Genomic DNA, 25,289 nt, shown 5'->3' with positions numbered 1-25,289 from the left:
CAGCCGATCCAAAGTTTTTTTTGAGCACCTGTAGCGTAAACAGTAACAGTATGCGTCTTGGGAGAAAATTAAGCGATGACCTCTGTTTTCAGGTTTTTCCTTCTGCTGTTTCTCTTCAGTTGCTCGACAGGCGACTCCGACGTGAATCCAGGTTTGGAGAACTCTTATCAGTTTATGGGCCAGGGATATCGGTTTACTGTGGATGCCGGCAAGTATCAGCGTCTGGATTTCAACCGCAAGGATCCCTCTCTCTGTCAGGTAAATTTCGAGATTACGAGCATTGCCAGAGTGGGAAATGAACTATCTCTCGAAGTTGAACGTCCTAAAGGCTGCACCGGAACCTACGAGCTGGTGTGGGATGGACTGTGGCAGGAATCTTCCCCACGCAGGATGCAGCTCTATCTCACCGGGCTGTTTGCTACTTGTGGAGGGGGCTCTGAGACAGAAGTGGACGTGATCAAGGTGGACTTGGAAAAGGCGCTTTTGGGCAAGTCCAATGAGCTGTTTACCATATACCTCAGAGAGCATTGCAGTTTTCGCGATTTCAATTGTGTGGGAAACTGTGAACTGAAAATTTGAAAATACAGCATATAGCGTAAAGTTGATTTGAACTGGTCTGACCAAGAATTGATCGACGGTTGCAAACGTCGGTCGAGGAAACACGAGGAATTTTTTTTCAAAAAGTACTATGGCTATGTCATGGGGATCAGTCTGTCCTATTCCAAAAGCAGGGATTTGGCATTGGAGATCACCAATGATGCCTTTATGAAATGCTTTGATTCTCTGAAAAAGATGAATGAAGCTCCCGCCCTCAAACCCTGGCTGAGACGGATCACAGTCAACACCGCAATAGATTACTACCGGAAGGACAAACGCTTTCAAAACCATCTGGAAGCGGATGGAGAGACTCCGGTATTTGATGAAGTGTACGCCCCGGACCAGTTGGCATTTGAGGACATCATCCGACTGCTCAAGCAGCTGCCCGAGGACCAACAACTGGTATTCAACCTCTACGAGGTCGAAGGATATAGTCATAGGGAGGTCGCCGAACGGCTCGAAATCACCGAAAGCTCCTCCCGGGTTTATCTGACGCGCGCAAAAACCAAGCTCCGTCAGTTGATTCAACAACACATGAAAGAATATGCAGGAAGATAAAATATCAAAATGGTTGGCTGCCGAGCTGCGAAAGCAGCAGGAAGAAAACCCTCTTCCTTACGAACTCGGCGCTTGGGAGTCATTTACGGCGAAGCGTGACGCAATCGCCAGAAAAAAGAGAACCTACTGGATGTCGGGAATAGCGGCTGCCGTGACCGTACTCTTGGTCGCCGGAGGATTATGGCTGGCCCAGGAGACAAACGATTCAGGACTCCCCCAGCTTTCCGATCAAATCACCTTGCAGGATAGTCATTCGGAAAGCATTTCCTCGGATGCCGAGCCGAGCAAACAGGAGCCAGAAACGGCCGTTGCAAGCGAATCGCCAGCGTCTGCCCCAGTCCAAGAAATCGCGCCAGATCGTGAGTCAAATTTGACTCCCCAATCAAACCGGCAATCGATCTCCAATCGAAGGGCCCAAGCTGATGCGAGGGTAGACGAGCAGCCCGTAGTAGAGCCTGGCATAGCGCTCGCCGAGCCCAAAAGAACCGAGGCCTTGGCAACAGTTGAAAATTCCAAGATCGGGGAAGAGCTGATCCAATCCTCTGGGCTGGAAATGATGATTGCGACGGATGAAAAGGCTGAAGGTAATACCATCACCCCAGCTGAGAAGAATGGGGAGACGCAAGCTCTGGCGACGCTGCCGAAAGATCCCGAGCTAAGTGAGGAAGAGATCAAGGAAATTCTGGAGAGAAAGTCGTTTGCGAAAGTGGCCATGGGACTTTCTCCAGGTTTTGGCGCTTCTCAGGGTTCTGATCAGGCAACCGTAGGAACCAGTCTCGGACTAGGCGTGATGGTCGATATGGAAGTCACGAGCAAACTTGTAATGGGTTCGGGCCTTGCGGTCAATTACCTAAATCAGAGTAGCGAAAGCCAAAGCTATAACAGTCAGGCGGGAGCGTTCAACGCGGCTTCTGCTGTGACCGAAACCAATGAAATCACCCAGGTGCAGGTGGACATTCCGCTCTACGTTAAGTATCCGATCACCCGCAATCGGGCAATTTCGCTTCAGGCGGGATTTTCCAATCTCATTACCTTTAACCAAGCGGCAGTGCAAGAATCCTCTTACACTCGACAGGTAGCTGTCTTGGACGTCAATAGTGCCAATTCCTTCACGCTCAGGTCAGAGGCTGTCAGCCAGTCACAGGACCTTTCGGTTCCAAACCAAAAGTTTTACCCCCTCGCCACAGCCAATCTAGGAGTCAACATCCGGCTATTTGAGTCCAAAAAGACCAGCTACGAAGTAATGCCTTTTTACAACTATCCCTTGCAGGAGTTTTCAGGCTATGGGGAAAAACTCGGCATGTTCGGAGCATCATTCAAAGTGAACTTTGGGGTGATCCAAAAGAAATAAACTGAAATCCTAAACCAACATGTAGCCAGCCAAGAGAGATCTTGGTTGGTTTTTTTTTGACAAATAAATACCAAACCTTCATTTTCGAGCTGGACTGGGTGATTTTCTCGGTTTCAAAGATTTGAGTTATCTTGATGCTTTACGTGTATTCGACATGAAGCGAATTCTTTTACCCATTTTGATTTTCCTCGCAGCGCTAACTTTTACAAGCGAGACACAAGCCCTTGATTTTTTGAATTGGCAATCTGTCAATCAAGGAGGCGAAAAAAAGACTCCCGATCCGGTAGGATATCCGGTTTTTGGCAGCAGTGGGGACACACTTTTTCTGGTCTACTCCAGATTGGGATCGCTCACCCCGGAGGATAGGGCAAAGCGGATTAGCCAAAGAATCCAAGGCCTAGTCGAAAATGATCTGTATTCTTCGGATTCGCTTACGATAGAAGAAGTGGAGGGTGGCTTGGATGTCGTCTATAGCGATCAGATTATCATTACCATTTCTCCCAGTGATACAGTATACTACCAGGCGCAACCTCGTGAATTGGCTGAGCGCTGCCGGGCTACCATAGACAGCTATGTGCGGGTATACCAGGATGAGCACAGACTCGGGACGTTGGCGATGCGCGTAGGGCTTGCCTTGGCGGCTCTGCTTACCGCTGTGGGCATTTTCTTTTTGGTGCAAGCTGGCTTTCGGAGGCTTGCGGCTTGGGTGTCGAGACAGGATCGGGTTTTCCGAAATCTGTCTTATCGCAACTATACCTACCTGACCAAAGAGCGGGAGCTGAGTTTGGTACTCCAGTTACTGGGCTTTTTCAAGTGGTTTTTGATCCTCCTTACGCTTTACCTGTTGCTTCCGGTCCTATTCAGTATTTTTCCAGAGTCGAGAGATTGGTCCGAGGTGATCTTGGGATGGGTGCTTCAGCCGGTTAGAAAAGTACTTCGCTCGATTTGGGAGTACTTGCCCAATCTCTTCAGCATTTTGGTCATCATTCTCTTTATGCGGTATCTGATCCGTTTTGTCAGATATGTGTTCAAGGAGATTGAGGATGAAAAGCTGGAAATCAATGGATTCCACGCAGACTGGGCTATGCCGACTTACAACATTGTCAGGTTTCTGCTTTTTGCCTTTACTCTGGTGCTGATCTTTCCTTATCTGCCCGGCTCGGATTCGCCGATTTTCAAGGGGGTTACGGTGTTTGTCGGAGTTCTTTTTTCCCTAGGCTCCTCCTCAGCTGTAACCAATATGATCGCGGGTTTGGTGATCACCTACATGCGGCCATTCAAACCAGGCGACCGGATCAAAATCGCGGACGTAGCTGGTGATGTGATTGAAAAAACTTTGCTGGTTACCAGGATCAAGACCATAAAAAACGAGATCATTACTATTCCAAACGCCTCAGTTCTCACCGGCAATACCGTGAACTATTCCCTGCAGGCTGAGCAACAGGGACTGATCTTGCATACTACTATTACACTTGGCTACGATATTCCCTGGAGGAAAGTCCACCAAACGCTAGTGGACGCGGCACTTGCCACGGATTCTGTCGAAAAGGAACCTAAGCCCTTTGTGCTACAGACGAGCTTGGACGATTTTTATGTTTCCTACCAGCTCAATGCCTACACTAGGCAAGCGAGCAAGCAAGCCTTGGTATATTCTGAATTGCATAAAAATATCCAGGATTTCTGCCGTGATCGGGATATAGAGATCATGTCGCCGCATTACCGAGCCAGCCGGGATGGCTCGGAGATCACGATTCCAAAACGCGAGCTGGGGGATTGATATTGAGGGAAGAAGGTGGACAGCACTATAAAAAAATCCGGAACTCGCTGGGAGTTCCGGAATCAAAAGCTAAAAAAATTGAGGCGTCTTTAATAGTTGATGAAGTTGGTGACGAGCTGGATGTCCAGCTTTTTGTCTCCCGTGGTTTCGGCTTGAAGTCCTCTGAGGATCAGCGTGTACACTCGGTTTCCTTTCATTTCCAATGTCCCGGTTTGGATCAGCACCTCGTCGGTCTCAGTTGATTTTACTTTCAGGGTGACGTTTCCTGGAGTGATTTCTTCGAATTCTGAAACAGATTTAAATGTGGATTCAGCCACGAGCGGAGTCGTGCTGCCGGAGATTTCCAAATAGACGTTTTCAGAATCCGGTGAAAGGTGGACGAATCTCAATTGGGCTTTCTCAGCAGTTGGCTCTTCCCAAATGTCCTCGGAGATGATTGCGTCTATACCTTCTGCTTTCGTGGCTACGAAAATGGAATAAACTGAGTCAGCCTTCAGTTGAAAGGTTTTCTCAAGCAAGGAAGTCGCAGAGTTAGAAGCAGAGAAGCGGAAATCACGATTCCCAGTGTAGTAGGCGCTGTATGGCAAAACCTGCGTATAGCCCAGGGGTTGCTGGTTGACCTGGTTTTGGTTGGCGTAGATGTTCATTACCGGAGCCGCACTTGCCCCTTGATAGATGGAAACATAGGCGGCAGGGGGAAGCTCAGGAGACTCGATGTCGTCCATGCAGCTACTCAATGCCAAGGAACTTGCGAGAATGCCCGCTGCGATTGCAAAACCTCTGCTGAATTTGAATTTGCTTTTGGAAATGATACTCATAAAGGGTTGGATTTAGATTTCAAACTTTCCCCCTAGACGGAGAGCAGATTTGATTCGCTTCAAGTTGAACCCAGGTTTTTATGCCTTTTTTGGACAAAAAGAGCACAGAAAGCTGGCTTTCAGCGGGATTGTTTTTTGAATTCAGGCGTTATTCATCCGAATTCTAGTCCGAATCCGAAACCTCAAGCCCAGCCAATCCGATATTAAGCCAAAAGACACCATGCCAGCCAACCTTTCTCTGATCCAGTCAAGACTCACAGCCCTTCATAAGGAGATGTCCGAGGTAAAAAATGTTTTTTCCCAGAGACTAGAACGGATTCATCCCGAAAACAAAAAGTCCTCGCTGAATTTTTTGAAATACCTGATCCTGCGTAAAAATGACATTCGAAAGCTGCAGGAACATCTGCATGCCACCGGTCTTTCCTCACTGGCAAGTGGAGAGAGTCATATTCACCGACAGATTCAGGTAACGCTGCAGCATTTGGGGACAAAGTTCAAAAGACTCGATTCCTGCACGCTGGAGTTTGGCAACAGGAAGATCGCGAAGAGTAGTGTCAGGCTCTTTGGCGACGTGCAGGCGGAATGGCCCTCTTCGGTCATGGTGACTTTTGATGCGTCTTTTTTGGAAGAAAAAAAACTCGTCGACGAACTGCTGAAGAGCGGGATGGGTGTCGCACGTATCAACTGTGCCCACGATGATGAGGCTGTCTGGCTGAAGATGGTCGAAAAGATCCAAGCCGCAAGCAAGCAGACGGGAATCCCCTGCAAAATCCATTTTGACCTAGCTGGGCCAAAGATTAGGACGGTGCTTCTGGGAAAAGGGAAAAAGAAAGGCAAAGTAAAAGTCCATCCGGATTCGCTGGTATGGCTGAGCGAGACGGGCAAGGGTTTTGATCGAAAGGATACAGTCATCAGTCCCAATGAGCCCGGAGTGATAGAGAGCCTTCGAGCAGGAGACCGGGTGTTTATCGACGATGGGATGATTTATGGCAAAGTGGAGCAGGTCGATTCGGGGAAGGCATCCGTCAGAATCGAGCGGATTTCTTCCAGAAAGTCCGTCATCAAAGCCGAAAAAGGTTTGAATTTCCCGGATACTACGCTAGACATTCCTTCCTTGACGGAGTTTGATCGTGCCTGCCTTCCTTTTGTATGTACCTATGCAGATACGGTGGGATTTTCTTTCGTCCGCACGGCCCAAGATATCGCGGATCTCAGGGCTGCGATGCGGGAGTTTCGTGAGGATACCCCACCGGTGATTTTGAAAATAGAGACCCATGAAGCGGTGGTGAATTTTCCTGAACTCGTGCTCGAGGGAATGGTCGAGCAGGATTTTGGTGTAATGATCGCCAGGGGAGACTTGGCAGTGGAGATTGGTTTTGAGCGCTTGGTAGAGATTCAGGAGGAGATTTCATGGCTATGTGAGGCCGCTCACGTGCCCGTGATTTGGGCTACGCAGGTTTTGGAAAACCTACACAAGTCGGGGTTGCCTTCAAGGGCAGAAATCACCGATGCAGGACGAGCTGCCACCGCCGAATGCATTATGCTCAACAAAGGCCCTCATACGCTGGAGTTGCTCAAAACGCTGGAGAGTATCGCCAAGCGGGTAGCCGCTCTACGCATCAAAAACCGTCTTTCTCTCCGTCCTTTGAAGATCGTTGCTGATTTTTTGGCGAAGTAGCTCCTATTCAATTTGCCTTCACTCGAATGATCACGCGCTGGTAGCTTGTCAAGGCTGGACTGCCTCGGTCTGTAGCGGCGGCTATGACATGAATCTCCTGACCGGAGCCGCTGTCCTTTGGAATCGTCACTTCCACGTTAGCACTGTCTTTTTGGGTAAACTCTGCTTTTGTCTCAAATCCGCTGACAGGAGTCTGGAACCAACGGACGGATACTTCATCCCCATCTGGATCAGTAACGGACGAATGGAGTTTGATTTTCTGTCCAGGAGCCACCATGAGGGTTAATGGGCCTTCAATTCTTAAAACAGGGGCATGGTTGGCATCCTTGAAGTTGGGAATTACGGCCCATTTCATGCGAGCAGCTAAATCCCGCTGTGCTTCTGGAAAGTAATTCGGAAATGGCTCCAAATCGGTCTGGGCTCGATTTTGATTCGCGATCGAGGCCGCCATGTCGTCCGCCGAGCCCGAAGAACTCATTCCGGCAATAGGGGTTGGCTGGATGGTAAGAATTTTTCTGCCTCCCCATCCACCAAAGGTTCCGTCTTCGAATGCTCGAAGTCCGTTGCCGAGCATATTCATGACAGTATGGTTATCACCTTCACCTAGCCAAGAACCTTTTTCCTGCACAGGCATCCAGACGAAATAACCCATTTCTTTCAGCTCTTCACCGGTTTTTCCCGCGATTCCAAAATAGTCCAATTTGTCTCCTTCGACCATTTGCTTGCCATCACCCCAAACTCGATAGAGTTCGCCCAAAGGTCCTCGGTCGGAGATATATTCCTTCATCCATTCCGGGGTTAAAAATGGCGCATTTTCAGCGCTTGCCCGGATCTGAGCCCCATACCCGTAGTTGGGACCCTGGCGAAATTGGCGGTATTCGATTTCCGGCCAGTTGGGACGGATGTAGCTGGCAAAAGTGTCGTCTTGGTCTCCGGAGGGTAGGAGCACGACTTTTCGGTTGATTTTGTCCCGGATTTCTAACCAGTCTTCCCTGAACTCAAAATCCCTTTGAATGGTGAACAAGGCTCTGGCAATGGTGCTGGCTCCACCCCATGCGGTAATAAACAGTTTGCCAGGCTTATCATCCAGTATCAATTCCCGAATCAGTTCCGATCCAGGTGTGTCCTCGCTAAAATCCCCGTCAAATTTGATGTTTCCGTACCGGATGACAGACTTCAGTTTTTCCGGACTGGGATATTCGGGATTATGGGTCCTGAGATTTGGGTATGATTTTTCATAGGCCTCGACTATGTCGTGGATAAATCGCTCGCCCTCTGCCCACCGCCAAGAGCTGCAGGGACATTCGTTCATTCCAAATCGATCGTATTCCCTTCCCGGGACAAACCATTTGGTGTCTTTGCCATCTCCGGTCCAGTGAAACTGACTGCTGGCGTAGATCAGTCCCTCGATCTGAAGGTCCGAACTGTACAGAATCAATCGGATGAGGGAGTTATTGTCGTCCAACTCAGGATCTGCTGTTATAATAATTCTTGGTTTCTCGGAATAAAAATTTGATTGAGCTATGAGTTCTGGGGAAAAAAGAAGGACAATGGAAAAAGTTAGCAAATGAAAATAGCTCACGGAGGAAGTAAAAGAAGGGATTTTGACCATGGGTTCGATTGTTAATGGCCTTAAGATAAGGAAAGTTGCCATTAACTCCCTTTGAGACAATAGGATAAAAAATCGCCCGAAGATTTCTCCTCGGGCGAATTCAATTTTCATCTTAATTGGAAGGTAAGCTTGTCAAACCTACATCTTCAAGTTCTGCATCTCCAGCTGTGGAGCAAAGGGCTGCTCGTAGTAGCGCTTGCCTGTTGCTTTGTATAGAGAATTGGCGACTGCTGCAAAAACAGGAGGGAAAAGCGGTTCACCCAATCCGGTTGGATCTTCTTTATTATCCACAAAGTGCACCTCAATCTTTTTCGGAGCTTCTTTGTGTCGGATCATGCGGTATTTGTCGAAATTGGTTTTCGTAGGTACTCCATTTTCGAAAGCCATTTCTCCAAAGAAAGCATTTCCGATTCCATCTACTATCGCGCCTTCACCCATGTTGGCTGCAGCATCTGGATTGATGACTACGCCGCAGTCCACTGCCGCATAAACCGCTTCCACGACCGGCTGATTGTCTTTGATTACCAGATCAACGACTTCGGCTACGTATGAATTGTGGCAGAAGTAAGCTGACACGCCCCGACTGACATTAGGCTGCGGGGAATTCCAGCTGGATTTTTCGCGGACCAATTCCAATACACTCGCATAGCGCTTAGGGACATAGTCATTGTCTTTGCCGACTGGGTTGGTTTCTGCTTTTTTAAGCAGTTCCAGACGGAACTCAATTGGATCTTTACCCATTTCCTCAGCCAATTCATCCAAGAAGCTTTGCTCTGCACCAGCGATAAAGTTGGATCGAGGAGCTCTGAATGCTCCGATGGTAATGTTGGAAGGGATATCCCAGCCCTCTGCCAAGTAATTGTCAATCGCTCCAGCAGGGAAACGATTGGCGTGGAGTGGAGTCTCAGGGATCCCGCCAGCTTTCACATGGAAGGCTAGGAGGTTGTTATTTTCATCCAAAGCAGCTCGATAAGTTGCAGAATACGTTGGTCGATAAACACCAGCGGTCATGTCGTCTTCCCGGGTGTAAACCATCTTCACAGGCGCTTGGATTTTCTGCGAAATCAGGGCAGCCTCTACCATGTGATGGCTATAGGCTCTTCTTCCAAAACCTCCACCCATGCGGGCAAGATTGATCTGGATGTTTTCTTTAGGGATTCCCAGTGCCTGAACGAGCGTCCCCATAATGGATTCGGGCGCTTGAGTAGGTCCATAGACAACTGCATTGTCACCCCTGACATCCGCGAAACTGTTCATTGGCTCCATGGTATTGTGTGCCAAAAAGGGTGCGGAATAGGTCCTTTCGATCACTCTCGCTGCCTTTTTGAAAGCTCCTTCGGGATCGCCGTCTCGGCGAAGTACGCTACCGGATTTCTGAACGTACTCGGCCATCCGCTCCTTGTGCCGGGAGGAGTTTTCCAATCCTGACGGGACAGTCACCGTGGAGGTATTGCCGCCCCATCCTGCCATTTCGAACTTGGATTCCGGTGCGTTTTCCCATTCTGCAACCAAGGTCTTTTTCGCCTGCATCACTTCCCAAGTCGAATTGCCGACGATAGCTACGATCTCTGGGTAGGTGGTGGTGTCAAAGAAATTGCGCTGATAGTCGTCTTTGAAGAGGGAGATGGAAAAGACTTCCTGAATGCCCGGCATGCCACTGACCGAGCTTTTGTCAAAAGACTTGAGCTTCATCCCAAAAGCCGGCGGGTGTACGATGGCGGCATATTTCATGCCTTCCACTTTATGATCGAGTGCGAAAAGCGGCTTGCCAGTCACGATTTTCTGACTGTCCACATTCTTTTTGGAATTGCCGATGATCTTGAAGTCTTTGATTTCCTTCAAGGTCACTTCTTCGGGCACTTCCATCGTGGCGGCCAATGAGGCCATCTCTCCGTATCCGGCTTTTTTTCCGCTGGCTTTGTGCTCCAGTGTGCCGGCACTGGTGGTGATTTCTGAGGCTGGTACATTCCAGGTTTGTGCGGCAGCTGCCACGAGCATGGCCCGGGCCGTCGCTCCGGCGGTTCTTAGCGGTTTCCAGCCTTGGCGTATGCCTTGACTACCCCCGGTAAACTGTCGGTTGTAGCGCTCAGGATAGAAATCCGCCTGCTCGACCATGACCATCTTCCAGTCGGTATCCAGTTCCTCGGCGAGCATCATCGGCATGGAGGTCTTGACATTGGAGCCAAATTCAGGATTAGCGGAATATAGTGTCACGGCTCCGTTTTCGCCTATTTTGACGTAGCTGTTTAGCTCAAACCATTCCTTTGGCATCGCCAGAAGTTCTTCCTTGGCAGTTGGCTTACATCCTGCCAGCCAGCTAAAGCTCAGCACCATGCCTCCGCCCGCGAGCGCAGAAACCTTCAAAAACGATCTTCTGTCCAATTTTGTATTTACAGTTGTCATAGTTTCGGGGCTTAGAGGTTTTGGGAAGCGGTGTGGATGGCAGCTTTGATGCGGGTATAGGTGCCGCAGCGGCAGATATTTCCATTCATTGCATTGTCGATGTCCGTGTCAGAAGGGCTTGGGTTTTGTGCCAAAAGCGCTGCCGCACTCATGATCTGACCGGCCTGACAGTAGCCACATTGCGGCACGTCATGCTCGATCCAGGCTTTTTGCACGGGGTGGTCGCCCGCTTCGGAAAGCCCCTCGATGGTGGTGATTTTCGAGTCTTCGGCAGCAGAGACGGGCAGCTGGCAAGAGCGTACCGCATTGCCGTCCAGATGGATGGTGCAGGCGCCGCATTGGGCGATGCCGCAGCCAAACTTCGTGCCCACCAAATCCAGGTGATCTCTCAGCACCCACAGCATGGGGGTGTTGGGATCTACGTCGACCTGCTGGGACTTACCGTTGATGTTGAGGTTGTATAGGGCCATAGTATGTTGAATTTAGAATTTCAAGTTACAGATTTGTGTTCGGGTAAGCCCTACGAAAATCAAATTGAAGGCTTTATAAATCAATTGTTTATGAGTTCTACTTGATTTCTTCGGCTGCCCAATCACCTCTTTGGCATTCTTGCATGTTTCAAACATCTCCTGAACCAATCGACGAACCGCCCTTATTTTAGGTGCTTTTCCAGAAAAGAAAAGATCGCAGTCCGGATCTCCGGTGCATCAAACATCGCCCCGAAATGAGGTGCACCCTTAACCACAATTAGTTCGGTTGGTACGCCTTTTACTTTCAGCCAAGAATTCAAAAGATGGGATTGGTTGGGGGAGACCATGTCGTCTTTTTCCCCATGGATAATCAAGAAAGGTGGGTCTTTTTCGTCCACATAGGAGACCGGACTCGCAACCTTGGCCAAATCTGGTCTATTCAAAGGTGCTGCTCCGATCAAGAGGCCTTCAGGTGATTTGGCATCTACTGCTCCTGGAAATAGTGTCAAATCAGCTGGCCCATAGAAATCAACGACGGCCTTGAACGCGAACTTTTTGCTGGTTCCCGGCATGAAGAATTCCTTCACGTCCTGATTTTTGGAAAGACCCAACATTGCAGCTAAATGTCCACCCGCAGAAAATCCCATTAAAGCAAATCGATCGGTGTCAAAGCCAAATTTGGAGGCGTTTTCGTACAAATAGGAAACCGCAGAATTGCAGTCCAGCATCTGGGCCGGGAAGGTCGCTTGGGTACTGAATCGATAGTCGATGGAAGCCAAAGCATAGCCCTTTCTCATGATTTCGGCGATGGTTTCCTTCATATAGCTCATGTCCGCGTATTTGTCGTTGCTGAGCCATCCCCCTCCATGAACCCAAATCACCAGGGGAACTTTCCCTGTTGCATTGGGTGGAAGATAGATGTCTAACAGGTGTTTTTTGAGTGTGTCGTACTGATAGGGAATATTTCCGTGAAGCATTGTGCCTTCCGGGAAAATGTTCATAACCCGGTTGGATTGCGACATGCCTAGGCTTCCGATGGAAAAGAGCAGAAGGAAAAAAAGTGCCTGTTTCATTAGCTTGGATGGGTAGAAGTCGACAAAAGAGCAGAAGAGATTTCAGCTCGCTTTGAATTTTAATTTAGCTATGTTTCTGTAGATTTTTTTTTATGCCCTATGACACTCACGGATACGTATTACCACTCGAAAAGGCCGGTAAGGCGCTTTGACTAAAACCAAACTCAATTACTGCCCAAAGGGAAAAGTTAGGCCTGAACCTCACCAAACGAGAAGTTCAGGCCTAGGAATGTTGGTTGATTTTCGTCCGATTAATCGCAACGAAAATGATCTCAGATCAGAATAGCTTTTCCTGTGGAGGAGTTGCTCCGCCAAGTCGAATGTAGACGGTTGCCTGACCTCTGTGGTGAGTCTGATGTTCAAAGGCCTTTTCCAATGCTTTGCCCTTGCTCATCTCAAATCTCCCAAAGAGCGTCGTGTTTTCAGCCAGTTTTTCCGGAGTCATGGTCTTAATGCTGCCGATCACGAAGTCGTAACTCGCCATGACAAGCTTTGTAGTATTTTCTTTTGATTGATCCTCCGCTTTTTCTGAGGCCCCCATTCCGACTGGGCTTGCTAGACCAGTTGCTGCGGCAATGAAGCCGTAGTTGGCATCGGCCAAGTGGAGCATCTGTTGGGCAAAGGAGCGCATCTCAGGAGTTGGTTTTAAATTGTACTTGTCGGCTGGCATGGCATCAAGGTATTCCTTGGTGAAGGCTTTGGCGCGCTCCCAGTCTTTGACCATATCGTCAACGGGACTCTGGGCGAGTGTGAGGGATGTGAATCCCAAAAAGAAGGCGAGGATAGCTAAGAGTTTCATGGGGATTGTTTTTTTTTGCTAGAAGTTACGAAATTCCTTACTTCACTTCTACTCAGAACAGCGATAAGGAAGATTCTTCTTGATTTAAAGGGTCGTCTGGCATTTCGACCAGTGCAAACCGGCGCTACCAATTTGCTGTGTCCCAAATCCTATCGGTCAATCATTTTTTTGGCAGCTTCTGGATAGCGATTGCCCACAATGGTCAATTCTTTGAAAACCCGGTCAATCTCCGCCAAGTCCGTGGAGGACAAATGAATAGAAGCACCTCCTAAGTTTTCTTCCAGACGATGCTTTTTGGTGGTACCGGGAATGGGCTCGATCCATAGTTTCTGTGCCAAAATCCAGGCTAGGGCAATTTGCGCGGGAGTGGCCTGCTGGGAATCAGCAATCAGCTGCAAGGTGTCTGTGACCGCTTGATTTGCTTTTCGGTTTTCCTCGGCGAATCTCGGAACCACATTTCTGAAATCTCCAGCCTCAAAGGAAGTGGAGGCGTCGATTTTTCCGGTCAAAAACCCTTGTCCCAATTTCTTCAAAAAGCATCTCAATCTCAATCCAACTCAATTCCGAAAAGTTGGATAAAATCTAAAAAAAGGACTTGTCCATTGAAAAAGGTTTAATTTCATTTCAAAATTTTATTGCCTAACATAGCGTATGCTTAAAGACAATTTTGGACGTATTCACGATTACCTGCGGATATCGCTCACTGATAACTGCAATTTCCGCTGCTCCTACTGCATGCCAGTGGAGGAGATGGAGTGGATGCCTTCGTCCAAGCTGATGAGCAAGGAGGAAATCCTAAAATTGGCAGAGGTCTTTGTGGGTTTGGGGATAAACAAGATACGTCTAACTGGGGGAGAACCCTTGGTCAGAAAGGAATTTCCTGAGATTCTGGAAGGGATTGCGAAAATGGGAGTAGAAACTACCCTCACTACCAACGGAGTCCTTATTCACAAGCATGTCGAGCAGTTGAAGTCAGCAGGTGTTCGCTCCGTGAATGTCAGTTTGGATACTCTCAATCGGGAGAAGTTTCAAAAATTGACTCGACGTGATCAGTTTGACAAAGTCTGGGAAAATATCAACCTGCTTTTGGAAGAAGGTTTTCGGGTCAAAGTGAATGCCGTGGCACTTCATGGGCTGATCGAGGATGAACTCTGTGGCTTCGTAAGAGCCACGGAAAAGCTGCCTCTACATGTCCGGTTTATCGAATTTATGCCCTTTGCCGGTAACCACTGGTCCAGCAAGCAGGTAGTCACCGCGAATCAGATGCTTGAGTTGGTCAAAGCCGAATTTCCGGTCATCAAACTGGAAGATCTCAAACACGACACCGCCAAGAAATACCAAGTACCTGGATTTGCCGGAACTTTTGCCTTCATCACCACGATGAGTGAGCACTTTTGCAGCAATTGCAACCGGCTTCGATTGACTGCCGACGGAAAGATCAAAAATTGCCTTTTTGGCAAAGATGAATTGGATTTGTTGACCGCACTTCGCTCAGGTCAGGAAGTTGTGTCTTTGATTGAGCAATCCTTGTCTAAAAAACATGCTGCTTTGGGTGGGCAGTTTACAGCCGATTACAAAAAAGCTGATCCAGACAAAATGGAAAATAGAAGTATGATTACAATCGGTGGGTAATGCTTGAATTTGTTTCTGTTTCCAAAGCCAAAGAGCTTTTAAAATCTCTCGACCTTTTCCAAAAAACTGAGCAAAGTCCTCTGGGGAAATCTTTGGGCAAATACACTTCGTCTCCGATTATTTCTCCTATGAACGTGCCCTCCTTTGACAATTCCGGAATGGATGGATATGCCTTTTCTTTTGCGGATTCGGGAGAAAGCAGAACGGTCGTAGATGTTATCCAAGCGGGATCAGCCACTGATTTTCAACTGAAAGCTGGTGAAGCAGCTCGGATTTTCACAGGAGCCCCAGTTCCAAAAGGAGCCGATACCGTCATCCAGCAAGAATGGGTTACGATAGTTGGGGATAAGGTGTTCTTTGAGCAGGAGAGAGTTACCAAAGGAATGAATGTCCGCGAAGCCGGAGCTCAATGTCAAGTGGGAGAAGTGGTGTTGCCCAGTCATTCCCTAGTCACACCTGGAACCATAGGCTTGTTGGCTTCCCTTGGAATCCAAGAGCTAGAAGTTTTTGTCTCTCCGAAAGTGGGGATTATTCTTACTGGAGACGAGATCATCGAAATCGGGAATCCTTTGGCTTCCGGCCAAATCTACAATGCCAATGGACCCGCTTTGCGGGCTTATTTGCAGCTTTTGGGTATTGAAAATATTCAGATTTTCAAAGTGAAAGACGAAGCGACTGAGGTGACTCGAGTCATTGGAGAGGCATTGGAACGTGTGGATTTGCTTTTGTTGACCGGAGGAATTTCGGTAGGGGATTTTGATTTTGTCAAACCAAGTCTTCTGGAGAATGGCGTGGAGCAAATCTTCTATAAAGTCAAACAAAGACCCGGAAAGCCACTTTTTGTAGGGAGGAAAAAAGAGAAAATTGTTTTCGCTTTACCCGGAAATCCAGCGTCGGTGTTAAGTTGTTTTGTCCAATACGTCAAGCCTTTGATCCAAGAATGGAACGGCAAATCCAATTCCTGGAATGCACCAACTTATTACCCTATTTCCAAAGACTTCAAGAAAAATGCACCCTTGACCTTTTTCTTAAAAGCCAAGCTGGAGTCTGGAAAAGCAGAAATATTACCCGGACAAGAGTCGTTCAATTTGCTTCCTTTTGGTGTCGCTGATGGCTTAGTGGAGATTCCTGAAGATCTCAGCCATGTGGAAGAAGGAAGTCTTGTTGCCTATTATAGCTGGATTTAGGACATGGAACTTTGGGATTGGTTTTTATACTTCCTAATGCCCTTTGCGGCGTTTATGTATGCTTCAGTTGGACACGGAGGCGCGAGTAGTTACTTGATGATCTTGGCTTTGATGGGTTTTGCTCCAGAGGAAATTCGCCCATCTGCGTTGATTCTGAATATGTTCGTGTCTATGATTTCCTTCCTGAATTATAGGAAATCCGGCCAATTTCCCCTGAGCCTGTTTTTGTCCCTGATCATCTTCTCTATCCCGGCGGCCTATTTGGGCGGAACCTTGTTGCTGGAAACGGGTATATACAAGAAGATCTTGGGTGTCTTACTCATATTTCCTGTATTGAGGTTTGCGGGGGTGTTTCCAATTTCGGATACCGAAAAGGTTGAGCGAAAATGGTGGATGGGTCCTATGCTGGGCTTCGCCATCGGTTTGCTTTCCGGCATGATTGGGATAGGCGGAGGAATCATCCTTTCACCAATTATCCTGATGCTGGGATGGGCAGGGGTGAAGGAAACAGCGGCCTTGAGCGCTTTGTTTATCTTTTTAAACTCGGTTTCAGGCTTCCTCGGCGCTTCGGTATTTCATATTGAGTTTTCAACCCAGTTATGGATACTGTTGCCTCTCACGATAGCTGGAGGTGCGGCAGGTGCCTATTTGGGGGCAAAAAAGTTCAGCCCTAAGTTCCTGAAATACCTCCTGGCCTTTGTGCTTGCTTTTGCAGCAGTCAAGTTGATAATTGGATAAAACGGGCAGGGAGTTGTAGATTAGTTGCCATGAATGAAGTAATACTCATCAAAGCATTTGGAATGATCGCCGAGAAAATCGGCGGGAGTGAGTTGGAGTGGAAGAATCCGGGGACCCTGGAGGCGCTCAGGGCGAAGTTGGAAAATGAATTTCCAGATCTTAAGGCCGCCAAATTTGGTTTTGCAATCAATAAGAAGCTGCTTCAGAGCGATGCGGAGATTCCAGCAGGAGCTGAGGTGGCGCTTTTACCACCCTTTTCTGGAGGATAGCCGATGAGCCGATTTGACAGACAAGAAATCTTGCCCGGATTTGGTAAAGAAGGGCAGCAAAAACTTCGGAATTCCTCAGTGTTGGTGATCGGCGCGGGAGGATTGGGATGTCCGATTTTGCTTTATCTGGCTGCTGCAGGCGTCGGGAAAATCGGATTGGCGGACGGAGATACCGTTGCGCTTTCCAATCTCAACCGACAGGTGCTGTTCGGCGTCGGAGACTTGGGAAAAAACAAGGCCGAGACAGCAGTCCGGTACTTTCAGCATAAATACGACGATATCCAGTGGGAGATTATTCCCGAATTTTTTTCCGTGGAAAATGCCCAGGAAATCATTTCAGGTTACGATTTGGTCGTTGACGGCACGGACAATTTTCCAACAAGATATTTGGTCAATGACGCTTGCGTACTGATGGAAAAGCCGCTTGTTTTCGGCGCGATCTATCAGCATGAGGGACAGGTTTCAGTTTTTAACCTGGGACCAAATTCCGCCAATTACCGGGACTTGTATCCCAAGATGCCAGCCGCTTCCGAGATTCCCAACTGCGCCGATACAGGAGTCTTGGGTGTTTTGCCTGGGATTATTGGCAACTTGATGGCTTTGGAAGCGATCAAGGTTTTAAGCGGATTCTGCAAGCCGCTGAAAAATAAGGTGCTTTTTTTCAACAGCCTGACTGCTCAAACCTATGAAGTGGAGCTTGTCCCCAGCGCGGAAACGAGGGAAGCTATGCCCCGGTCACTTGCTTCATTCGAAATTATGGACTACGAGCTGGCTTGTGAGGGCATCAAGCAATTGACCTGGTCTGAGGCTATGCGTAAAATGAATTCGGATGTGGCTTTTGTGGACGTGCGCGAACCCGGCGAAATGCCTCCGCTTGAATGCACGGGCTTGATCAAAATTCCCCTTTCAAACCTTAGCGCGCAACTGGACCGCCTCGAAGAATCGGAGGAGGTCTTGTTTTTCTGCCAAAGCGGTATCCGCAGCCAACAAGCCGCGCAACAGCTTCAGCAGACCTATCCGGACAAAAAGATCTATTCAATCCGAGGCGGGATCAATGCCTTGAAGACCTAAGCAAGCATGGAAAAAGAACGCAAACCGAAGAACATATTCGTACAGGGAGCAATCACACCCGAGAAGATCGCCCAGTCGATCGCCAACCATTCCACTAAAACGGACATTGGAGGGCATTCCATATTTCTTGGGCAAGTCCGGGCGGATGAAAAGCCCGAAGGCAAGGTCGTTGCCATTGACTATTCCGCATACGAGGAGATGGCTTTGGAAAAGGCTTTTGAAATCCGTGAGGCCATTTTTGCCAAATACCCACTGACCTGTATGCACATTTACCACAGTTTGGGAGAGGTAAAAGTGGGAGAGCTTTGCCTGTTTGTATTCACCTCTTCCAAGCACCGCAATGCTGCGATGGATGCCTGTGACAAATTGGTCGAGCGGATCAAAGCCGAGCTGCCCGTTTGGGGAAAGGAAATCCTAGACTCGGATGGCCACGTGTGGAAGGTGAATGTCTGAAGTCCATAGACCACAGTCGACTATCAACTGCCGGTAGAGTCAAATGTCCGGTGTCCGATGACGGATGTGTAAAAGACGGAAGTGCCGACTTCGATATCGATTGAGTAAGGACGACATGTTCGGTGGACTGTTGACCGTCGACCGTTGAAAAAAATAGAACCATGATCAACATCACCCATAAATCCACAACCCTAAGAAAGGCTATTGCCCAAGCTGTTGTTTGCGTGAGCAAACCGGAGACGATTCAGGCAGTAAAAGACCGAACCGTTCCCAAAGGCGATGTGCTGGAGATGGCCAAAACGGCCGGACTCTTTGCCGCCAAACGGACTGCCGACATGATTCCCGATTGCCATCCTTTACCGATTGAGTTTACCTCCGTAAGCTATGAGATAGGGGAGATGGAGATCCAAGTCTTGGTGGAAGTCCATACCGTATACAAAACCGGCGTGGAAGTCGAAGCCATGCATGCCGCTTCGGTAGTGGCGCTGACTATGTACGATATGCTGAAGCCTATAGACAAAGGCATCAGCATTCAGCACATCAAACTAATGGAAAAGCGCGGAGGGAAGTCAGACCAGAAAGCAGACTTTAGCAAGCTGCGAGCTGCTGTGGTGGTCTGCTCCGACTCGATCTCCAAGGGGCTGGGAGAGGACAAATCGGGTAAAACCATCATAGGGAAGTTGGAGGGTCTCGGCATACAGGTCACCAACTATGTCGTAATCCCTGACGATAGCGACAAGATTCAAAACGCTGCCCATGACGCCGTCGCGCAGGAAACCGACATTCTGATCTTCACGGGCGGAACGGGACTTTCGCCCAGGGATATCACACCCGAGGCGTTGGAGCCGATCTTGACCCGGAGAATTCCTGGAATCGAAGAAGCGATCCGAAGCTACGGACAGCAGCGCGTGCCCACTGCTATGCTGTCCAGATCGGTGGCAGGCACAATTGGTAAAATGCTCGTACTTGGGCTTCCAGGTTCAGCCGCCGCAGCTGGCGAGTCCATAGATGCGATATTCCCAGCAGTCTTGCATGTGTTTCATATCCTCGGAGGAGGAAGGCATTGAGGGAGTAGCTAGTATCAAGAACCTAGAGCCAAGAATCAAGATTTAGGTAGCAGGGATTGGCGTTTTTTCTCAATGCAAGATGAAGATGAAATACACGGGAGATGTGCTGCCACCGCAGAAAACTCATAACTTTTCCCCTAAATCAAAGCAGGCTTTATCGCTTCAATTTCCGCCTTCAGCGCATCCAGCTGTAGCCTTATCTTTTCGATGATTTCTTCAGAGTCCAGCTGTATGGAGTTAACCAAATCCTGATAATAGGATAGGCCCAGGTTCAGGTTTTTTCTGAATTTCTCCAGATAAGCTTCCTGCTTGGCTGAGGCTTCAGGCAGAAGTTTTTGAAATTCCTTTTTCAGGTAATCCACATAGAGCTGGGCCTCTTTGACAAAGATATGCGGGCGATCAGATTCCAGTTTCAGCGCGATCTTGCCGTAGATGTGATCAACCATTTCCTTGAGGCTGAAGACGCCTTTGAAATAGGCCAAATTGGGTCCGGGGCAGATGGTCACGGCATTCAGATTTCTTCTCGGATTTTCGCCTTGAGCCAAGATTGCCGGGGCGCTTAGTCCTTCGCAGAGACAGTCTTTTTCCAAGACCTCATTGAGATCTTCCTGACTCACTTTTCCTTCCTTGAAAAGTTCTGCTTTTAAATTCTGGTATTGACGGGAGGCAGTACAGATCGGCTTTTCGGTAAACTCTGTACTGAAACTCAGGAATTTTTTGTAGCAAGGACTGCCCGGACGGCCTTTTTCTATGCGTTCTTTGCGCTGCTCTTCTCCGCTGCTGGTTCGTAGATTGTTGAAAGGCACACCGAGGGGAGAAGCTTGGCTGAGAAAAAAGTCGGACTGCTTTGCAGCGATGATGCGTTGGATGGTCTCATCATCCACGGCCGTGGCTTCTGGTACTAGGAGAAAGGGACTTCCCCAGCCGGTGCCGTCCAGTTCATAGTAGCTTCGTAGGAAGCTGTCCTCACCTGCCGTGCCGATTCCGCCTTGGTAGGTGATTTTGATGGTTTCATTTTCAGACAAAAGCTTTAGCCCTTTTTCAGCCAAGGCTTGATTGCAGGATTGACGGATCGTGTTGATTAGCTCTTTTCTGTTGCTTTTGAAATCTTCCAAAATCGGTCCGGCGAGAAAGCCGTCTGAAGCAAAGGCATGACCGCCACAGTTGAGGCCCGATTCTATGCGGAACTCCGAGACCCAAAGGCCTTTTTTGGCCAGGAATTTTCCTTGAATCAGGGCGGATCTATAATCGCTGACCTTGAGGATAATACGTTTTTTGAGCTGACTATTTTTGTCGGGGAAAAAGTCGGCAAACTGCTCCGCATAGCTGTAGAGTGCTGGATTCATACCTGCTGAGAACACCACGGCTGCATTCAGCTTGCTTTTGGCGAAGCCTCTCAAGGAAGAAAGCGCATCAGAAAACTCTCTCGGCAGTGCTTGGCCTTCTTTGTCGTAGTTGAGCTTGTCGACCTTGGTCATGATATTGACATCCACGGATCCAGGCTTTAGCAGCGAGTTGATTCGGTTTTTCAGGTTTGGCTTTTCCTCGTCCTCTGCCTTCTGGTATTCCGCGAAAAGGTTAGCGAGTTTGCTCTCTTGCGGAAGCAGGGCGACGAGCTGGGTCATGGCCTCGCCAGTTTCCCAACTTTCGTTTTTGAGCTCTTCCACCTGAGTTTGGATGGCATCGTGCAGTAGGTCGAGGTAGGCTTGGACTCTTTTTGCACGGTAGTCCTCTTCAGTTTCCAAAATCGGCATGAAAGGAAGATTGAGCTTTGCGGAATGGATCTTTCGCATATCCTCCAGAAGAAAATCGTCCATGATGGATACGACGCTGGAAATGCCGAATCGGGCGACTTTGAGTGGGGTATCGACGGTATAGCCCAATCCCATCACCGGGATGTGGAAAGTGTGGAGTCCTGAATTCTGAAGCATTGAACTGGAAGGATAGACTGTTGAGATGCCAAAATTATCCCCGACTGTGGGCTTGAATGGCTGTTTTTAACTTTGTCTCTACCTGACTTTTGTCAGGGATTATTCCGAGAATGACTTTAGGTCGATTAGGAATAGTAACTTTTGGGTTAGATTAAGCTATCAAAATCAAACCCTTATGATTGAGAAGTTCAATGTCGGATTGCTGGACTTGCTTTCCATTCTATTGCCTGGTGGTTTTTTGGCTGGATTAGCGTGGCAATCGGGTTGGCTGGAAGAATGGTCCATGCTGCAGGAACTATCCGAAAGCTGGCTTTCTGCAGCTGCTTTTGCTGCCTCCTCATACGTGCTTGGCCATTTTATCCATATGGTGGCGAGCTACCTCGATGGCTTGCTTTTTGAAAAAATCAAGAAAAGGAGATGGCCAGATGAGACTTTGGTGAATATAGTCATCAAGATTAAGGACGAAGAGATCGGAAAAATCGACAGAAAATATTTCAATGCGTTCAAATGGTCGCTTGCCCACCTCATGCAGCATCAGCCAGCAATGTATCAAGCAGTGGAAAAGCACATCGCCGAATCAAAATTTTTCAGGAGTTTTGTGATCGTTCTCCTGTTCGCCGGCGCTTGGGCCTTTTTCCAAAACAGCTGGCTGGAGGGGAGCCTATGTTTGCTATTTGCTTTCCTTTCTTTGATCAGATATGCTTCGCAAAGGCAAAAATCGATCGACTCCGCTTACCAATATGTGATTGCGTCGATGGGGAAAAAGAGGGAGGAGAAGGGTTAAGGCTCAATTCTGTTTTCAAAACTCCATCTCGATACTCTCTCCGGCTTTGAGCTGCAAATCTATTTCGGAACCGTCGGCGAAGAGCACGACGGATTCCCCCTTTTCTGAGTAAATCTTGACTTTATTCACCTGGCCACTTTCCCAAGAAAAGTCCAAGGTAAATCCTCCTCTGGCTTTGAGGCCTTTTACATTCCCTGATTGCCAAGCCTTGGGCAAAGCGGGCAGTACACGGATCACGCCTTCCTCGTGGGACTGGAGGAGCATCTCGGCTACTCCGGCAGTGTAGCCGAAATTACCGTCAATCTGGAAGGGCGGATGCGCGTCAAAAAGATTGGTATAGAGCCCGGTGGCCAGCAATTTTTGGATGTGCTCATGGGCCATTTCTCCGTCCATGAGCCTAGCGGAAAAGTTGATCAGCCAGGCGCGTGACCAGCCCGTCCCCGCTCCACCGTTGGCTAGGCGATAGTCGAGGGTCTTTTTCACCGCTGCAAAATGATCTGGCGTCCCATCTCGTGTGATAGCATCGCCCGGATGAAAGGCGTAGAGGTGAGACATGTGTCGATGGCCTTTTTCCGGCTCTTCATATTCTCGATCCCATTCCAGGATCCGTCCGTCCGAACCCAACTGTACCCCAGGTCGAAGTTGGGCTAGCTGGCTTTGGATCTTGTCGCTCAATTCGGACCTAGACCCAACGAGCTCGATCGATTGGAGGTAGATGTTGAAGATGTCAGCGATCAATTGCTGGTCCATAGCCGCACCCATGGTGGAGGCGGCTTTAGCGCCTTTTTCGTCAATGAACTGGTTTTCGGGAGAGGTCGAAGGCGCAGATACGAGAGATCCGTCTCTGGGGTCCACGATCAGCCAATCGGAATAGAATTGGGCGATTTCCTTAAACGCTGGGAGAGCTCTTTTTTTCAAAAACTCTTGATCTTGGGTATAGAGGTAGTGCTCCCAATAATGCCTCGCCAGCCAAGCTCCGGCTCCGATCCAGCTTCCCCAGAAAGCGGTACGTGCCTGTAGAAAGGGAATCTTCCATAGGTCGGTTGTATGGGGAAGCATGGCTCCGCTCATGTCGAAGTTTTGCGAAGCGGGCTTTTTGCCGTTTTCTATCAATTGGTCTGTAAAGTCGAAAAGCGGCATGTGCAACTCGCTAAGGTTTGTGACTTCGGCAGGCCAATAGTTCATCTGCAGGTTGATGTTCAAATGGTAGTCCGCATTCCAGGGTGCGGAGATATGTTGGTTCCAAAGTCCCTGAAGGTTGGCGGGATTGGTGCCGGGACGGGAACAGGAGATCAGCAGGTAGCGACCGAAGTCAAAGAGAAGTTTTTCGAGCCTAAGATCCGTATGACCGGTCTTGGCGTTTTTGATGCGTTGGTCGGTCGAGATTTCATCGGAAGTCGGAGCTCCGAGCAATAGGCTCATCCGGTCAAACCAGGGACTATATTCTGTTTCATGGGATTGACGAAGCTGTCCCCAGCTGGCAAAGGCGATTTCGTCGAGTGTAGCTTCTGCTTTTTTCTCAAAATCCGAGTGGTAGAAGCTCGTTTCTGCGACCAGTTTGACATGGATTTCCTTGGCACCATCTACCCGTAGCCCTTCAGGTACGGCTCGGATTTCCCCGTCTTGGTTCTGAGCCAGCAGGAGTACGCGGAATTTGACCCCGTTGAGAATCGGCGCGGGTTTAGAGTCGATTTGTCCACCACGCTGGGAGACCATACCCTTCATTTCGAGGAGATTGTCGTTGAGTGCTTTAGTTTCGGCGGTGGGATGATTTTGATCGGTGGGGCGGTCCATGCGGATCAGTCCTCTGAATCCATCCGGATGGGTGGTTTGAAGTTTGATTAAAATAGCCTGATCGGGCGCAGAGGCGAAGACCTCCTGAGCGACCGAATAACCCCCGCTTTTGAATTCGGTGTGTGCGATGGCGGTGTTCAGATCCAAGCTTCTTTTATAATCCGTCACGTTATCCCAATTGAAGTCAAGCCAAAGATCTCCCATAGTCTGATGGGATCGAGTCACGTCCTTGCGGGAAAATTTCAATACGAGCAAGGAGTCCGCACTGCTATGGTCTCCGGAGATGAGGTATTCGCGGATTTGTGCTAAGTCTGCCGGTGTGCCTTCGGCCAAGCCCCAATCATCGGGCCCGCCGGGCCACATGGAATCCTCGTTTAGCTGGATGCGTTCTTTGCCCGGGATGCCGAAAATCATGGCGCCCAACCTGCCATTTCCGATGGGAAGGGCGTCTTCCCACTTTTCGGAAGGCTGTAGGTACCATAGGACGGAATTTTGGGCATGGACAGAAAATACTGCAAAAAATGCCCATAGGACTAAAATGGGGTACTTTTTCATGGGTTACTTGGGTATCTGCCAAGATTACGACAAATAGCCATTCCTGCCAACCTGTTCGCCTAAAAAATGGCTTTAAAGGGCTAGATATCCACTTTGTCTACAGGGATCTCAAGAAGTCCCGAAACTCATCCGTGTCGAAATTGCTCATACCCTGCTGGTAGAAGACGATTTTCCCTTCTTTATTCACCACCAGAGTGGTGGGGATGGACTCGCTTTCCAAGCTTTGGTTAAGTCCATAGCTGGCATGGACGACCGGAAATGCCCAGCTTTTTCCCTCCATGAAGTTGCGACTTTTGGCGATGTCGTTGTCGAGACCGATCATCATAAACTCAAGATCGGGAGTGTCTTTTACCGATTTGTACAGTTCTGAGATGTGTGGCATTTCCGCGCGGCAGGGCCCGCACCAGGAAGCCCAGAGATTGATAAATAGAACTTTGCCCCGATAGTCTTGGAGGTCGATCACTTTTCCCTCCATGTCTTTGAACCGACCCAGGTAGTCGAATTTTTGGTCTGTCAGATCCGGAATTTCAATCTTTGGCTTCATCAATCCTGTCGAAAGCAGCACAGACTGTAGACCTCCCTGAATCACAGGCAGCAGACCAGTGAAGTAGAGAAATGCAAAAAAGGCCAGTATCAGGCCCCAGGACTTTATTTCTTTTTTCCAATCCATTC

23 protein-coding genes are annotated in these 25,289 nt (G+C 48.7%); 13 read left to right on the top strand and 10 right to left on the bottom strand.

Going from position 1 to position 25,289, the window contains the following annotated elements; all coding sequences use genetic code 11:
• Positions 1–75: 75 nt before the first annotated feature.
• The 4 genes from J0A67_RS11320 (at position 76) to J0A67_RS11305 (ending at position 4,283) form a co-directional block, all read left to right on the top strand.
• Complete coding sequence (locus J0A67_RS11320) at positions 76–579, top strand: hypothetical protein (protein ID WP_206569441.1); 504 nt, start codon at positions 76–78, stop codon at positions 577–579.
• A gap of 27 nt (positions 580–606) precedes the next feature.
• Complete coding sequence (locus J0A67_RS11315; protein WP_241265145.1) at positions 607–1,155, top strand: RNA polymerase sigma factor; 549 nt, start codon at positions 607–609, stop codon at positions 1,153–1,155.
• Positions 1,142–2,506, top strand: coding sequence for a hypothetical protein (locus tag J0A67_RS11310; RefSeq protein ID WP_206569440.1), 1,365 nt, complete (start codon positions 1,142–1,144; stop codon positions 2,504–2,506). Before J0A67_RS11315 ends, J0A67_RS11310 begins: the two co-directional genes overlap by 14 nt.
• Before the next feature lie 232 nt (positions 2,507–2,738).
• Complete coding sequence (locus tag J0A67_RS11305) at positions 2,739–4,283, top strand: mechanosensitive ion channel family protein (protein WP_206569439.1); 1,545 nt, start codon at positions 2,739–2,741, stop codon at positions 4,281–4,283.
• A gap of 89 nt (positions 4,284–4,372) precedes the next feature.
• Here J0A67_RS11305 and J0A67_RS11300 read toward each other — a convergent pair whose 3' ends face one another.
• Positions 4,373–5,101, bottom strand: coding sequence for a DUF4397 domain-containing protein (locus J0A67_RS11300; protein WP_206569438.1), 729 nt, complete (start codon positions 5,099–5,101; stop codon positions 4,373–4,375).
• Between the two features lie 220 nt (positions 5,102–5,321).
• On the opposite strand from J0A67_RS11300, the gene J0A67_RS11295 reads away from it, so the two are divergent.
• Entirely contained in the window at positions 5,322–6,779 is a 1,458-nt protein-coding gene (locus tag J0A67_RS11295) for a pyruvate kinase (protein WP_206569437.1), read from the top strand.
• Between the two features lie 7 nt (positions 6,780–6,786).
• Here the strand turns inward: J0A67_RS11295 and J0A67_RS11290 are convergent, their stop codons facing one another.
• The 6 genes from J0A67_RS11290 to J0A67_RS11265 all read right to left on the bottom strand — a co-directional run bounded on the left by J0A67_RS11290 (position 6,787) and on the right by J0A67_RS11265 (position 13,669).
• Complete coding sequence (locus tag J0A67_RS11290; RefSeq protein ID WP_206569436.1) at positions 6,787–8,391, bottom strand: DUF1593 domain-containing protein; 1,605 nt, start codon at positions 8,389–8,391, stop codon at positions 6,787–6,789.
• 138 nt (positions 8,392–8,529) lie between these two features.
• Positions 8,530–10,794, bottom strand: coding sequence for a xanthine dehydrogenase family protein molybdopterin-binding subunit (locus tag J0A67_RS11285; protein WP_206569435.1), 2,265 nt, complete (start codon positions 10,792–10,794; stop codon positions 8,530–8,532).
• Positions 10,795–10,805: 11 nt separating this feature from the next.
• A complete protein-coding gene (locus J0A67_RS11280; RefSeq protein WP_206569434.1) occupies positions 10,806–11,264 on the bottom strand; it encodes a (2Fe-2S)-binding protein in 459 nt (152 codons plus the stop codon).
• A gap of 182 nt (positions 11,265–11,446) precedes the next feature.
• Positions 11,447–12,337, bottom strand: a complete 891-nt coding sequence (locus J0A67_RS11275) for an alpha/beta hydrolase (protein WP_241265144.1) — start codon at positions 12,335–12,337, stop codon at positions 11,447–11,449.
• A 277-nt stretch (positions 12,338–12,614) separates the two neighbouring features.
• Positions 12,615–13,136, bottom strand: coding sequence for a DinB family protein (locus J0A67_RS11270; protein WP_206569433.1), 522 nt, complete (start codon positions 13,134–13,136; stop codon positions 12,615–12,617).
• A gap of 149 nt (positions 13,137–13,285) precedes the next feature.
• On the bottom strand, positions 13,286–13,669 hold the full coding sequence (locus tag J0A67_RS11265; protein WP_241265143.1) for an aldo/keto reductase: 384 nt from the start codon (positions 13,667–13,669) through the stop codon (positions 13,286–13,288).
• A gap of 118 nt (positions 13,670–13,787) precedes the next feature.
• Between J0A67_RS11265 and moaA the strand changes: the two genes are divergently transcribed.
• From moaA to moaCB, 7 genes are all read left to right on the top strand, one after another.
• Entirely contained in the window at positions 13,788–14,768 is a 981-nt protein-coding gene (gene moaA, locus J0A67_RS11260) for a GTP 3',8-cyclase MoaA (RefSeq protein WP_206569431.1), read from the top strand.
• Entirely contained in the window at positions 14,768–15,955 is a 1,188-nt protein-coding gene (locus tag J0A67_RS11255; protein ID WP_206569430.1) for a molybdopterin molybdotransferase MoeA, read from the top strand. The genes moaA and J0A67_RS11255 overlap by 1 nt, the downstream gene beginning before the upstream one ends.
• A 3-nt stretch (positions 15,956–15,958) precedes the next feature.
• Entirely contained in the window at positions 15,959–16,693 is a 735-nt protein-coding gene (locus J0A67_RS11250; RefSeq protein ID WP_206569429.1) for a sulfite exporter TauE/SafE family protein, read from the top strand.
• Positions 16,694–16,722: 29 nt separating this feature from the next.
• Positions 16,723–16,962, top strand: a complete 240-nt coding sequence (locus J0A67_RS11245) for a MoaD/ThiS family protein (protein WP_206569428.1) — start codon at positions 16,723–16,725, stop codon at positions 16,960–16,962.
• Between the two features lie 3 nt (positions 16,963–16,965).
• Complete coding sequence (locus J0A67_RS11240) at positions 16,966–18,033, top strand: HesA/MoeB/ThiF family protein (protein ID WP_206569427.1); 1,068 nt, start codon at positions 16,966–16,968, stop codon at positions 18,031–18,033.
• Between the two features lie 6 nt (positions 18,034–18,039).
• Positions 18,040–18,486 carry a molybdenum cofactor biosynthesis protein MoaE gene (locus J0A67_RS11235; protein WP_206569426.1) on the top strand — a complete coding sequence of 149 codons (447 nt, stop codon included), beginning with the start codon at positions 18,040–18,042 and terminating at the stop codon, positions 18,484–18,486.
• A 161-nt stretch (positions 18,487–18,647) separates the two neighbouring features.
• Positions 18,648–19,553 carry a bifunctional molybdenum cofactor biosynthesis protein MoaC/MoaB gene (moaCB, locus tag J0A67_RS11230; protein ID WP_206569425.1) on the top strand — a complete coding sequence of 302 codons (906 nt, stop codon included), beginning with the start codon at positions 18,648–18,650 and terminating at the stop codon, positions 19,551–19,553.
• 137 nt (positions 19,554–19,690) lie between these two features.
• Here the strand turns inward: moaCB and J0A67_RS11225 are convergent, their stop codons facing one another.
• Complete coding sequence (locus J0A67_RS11225; RefSeq protein ID WP_206569424.1) at positions 19,691–21,484, bottom strand: hypothetical protein; 1,794 nt, start codon at positions 21,482–21,484, stop codon at positions 19,691–19,693.
• A gap of 175 nt (positions 21,485–21,659) precedes the next feature.
• Here J0A67_RS11225 and J0A67_RS11220 point away from each other — a divergent pair, with 175 nt between their 5' ends.
• Positions 21,660–22,268 (top strand): hypothetical protein, encoded by a 609-nt coding sequence (locus J0A67_RS11220; RefSeq protein ID WP_206569423.1) that lies wholly within the window; start codon positions 21,660–21,662, stop codon positions 22,266–22,268.
• 15 nt (positions 22,269–22,283) lie between these two features.
• Here the strand turns inward: J0A67_RS11220 and J0A67_RS11215 are convergent, their stop codons facing one another.
• Both J0A67_RS11215 and J0A67_RS11210 read right to left on the bottom strand, forming a co-directional pair.
• On the bottom strand, positions 22,284–24,617 hold the full coding sequence (locus J0A67_RS11215; RefSeq protein WP_206569422.1) for a glycoside hydrolase family 95 protein: 2,334 nt from the start codon (positions 24,615–24,617) through the stop codon (positions 22,284–22,286).
• Between the two features lie 97 nt (positions 24,618–24,714).
• Positions 24,715–25,287, bottom strand: coding sequence for a TlpA family protein disulfide reductase (locus J0A67_RS11210; protein WP_206569421.1), 573 nt, complete (start codon positions 25,285–25,287; stop codon positions 24,715–24,717).
• Positions 25,288–25,289: the final 2 nt, after the last annotated feature.

The sequence above is a fragment of the Algoriphagus aestuariicola genome (assembly GCF_017254835.1).
In the GTDB taxonomy this organism is placed as follows: domain Bacteria; phylum Bacteroidota; class Bacteroidia; order Cytophagales; family Cyclobacteriaceae; genus Algoriphagus; species Algoriphagus aestuariicola.
Note: the sequence above shows the minus strand (reverse complement) of the source record. Positions and strands in the feature narration are given on the sequence as shown.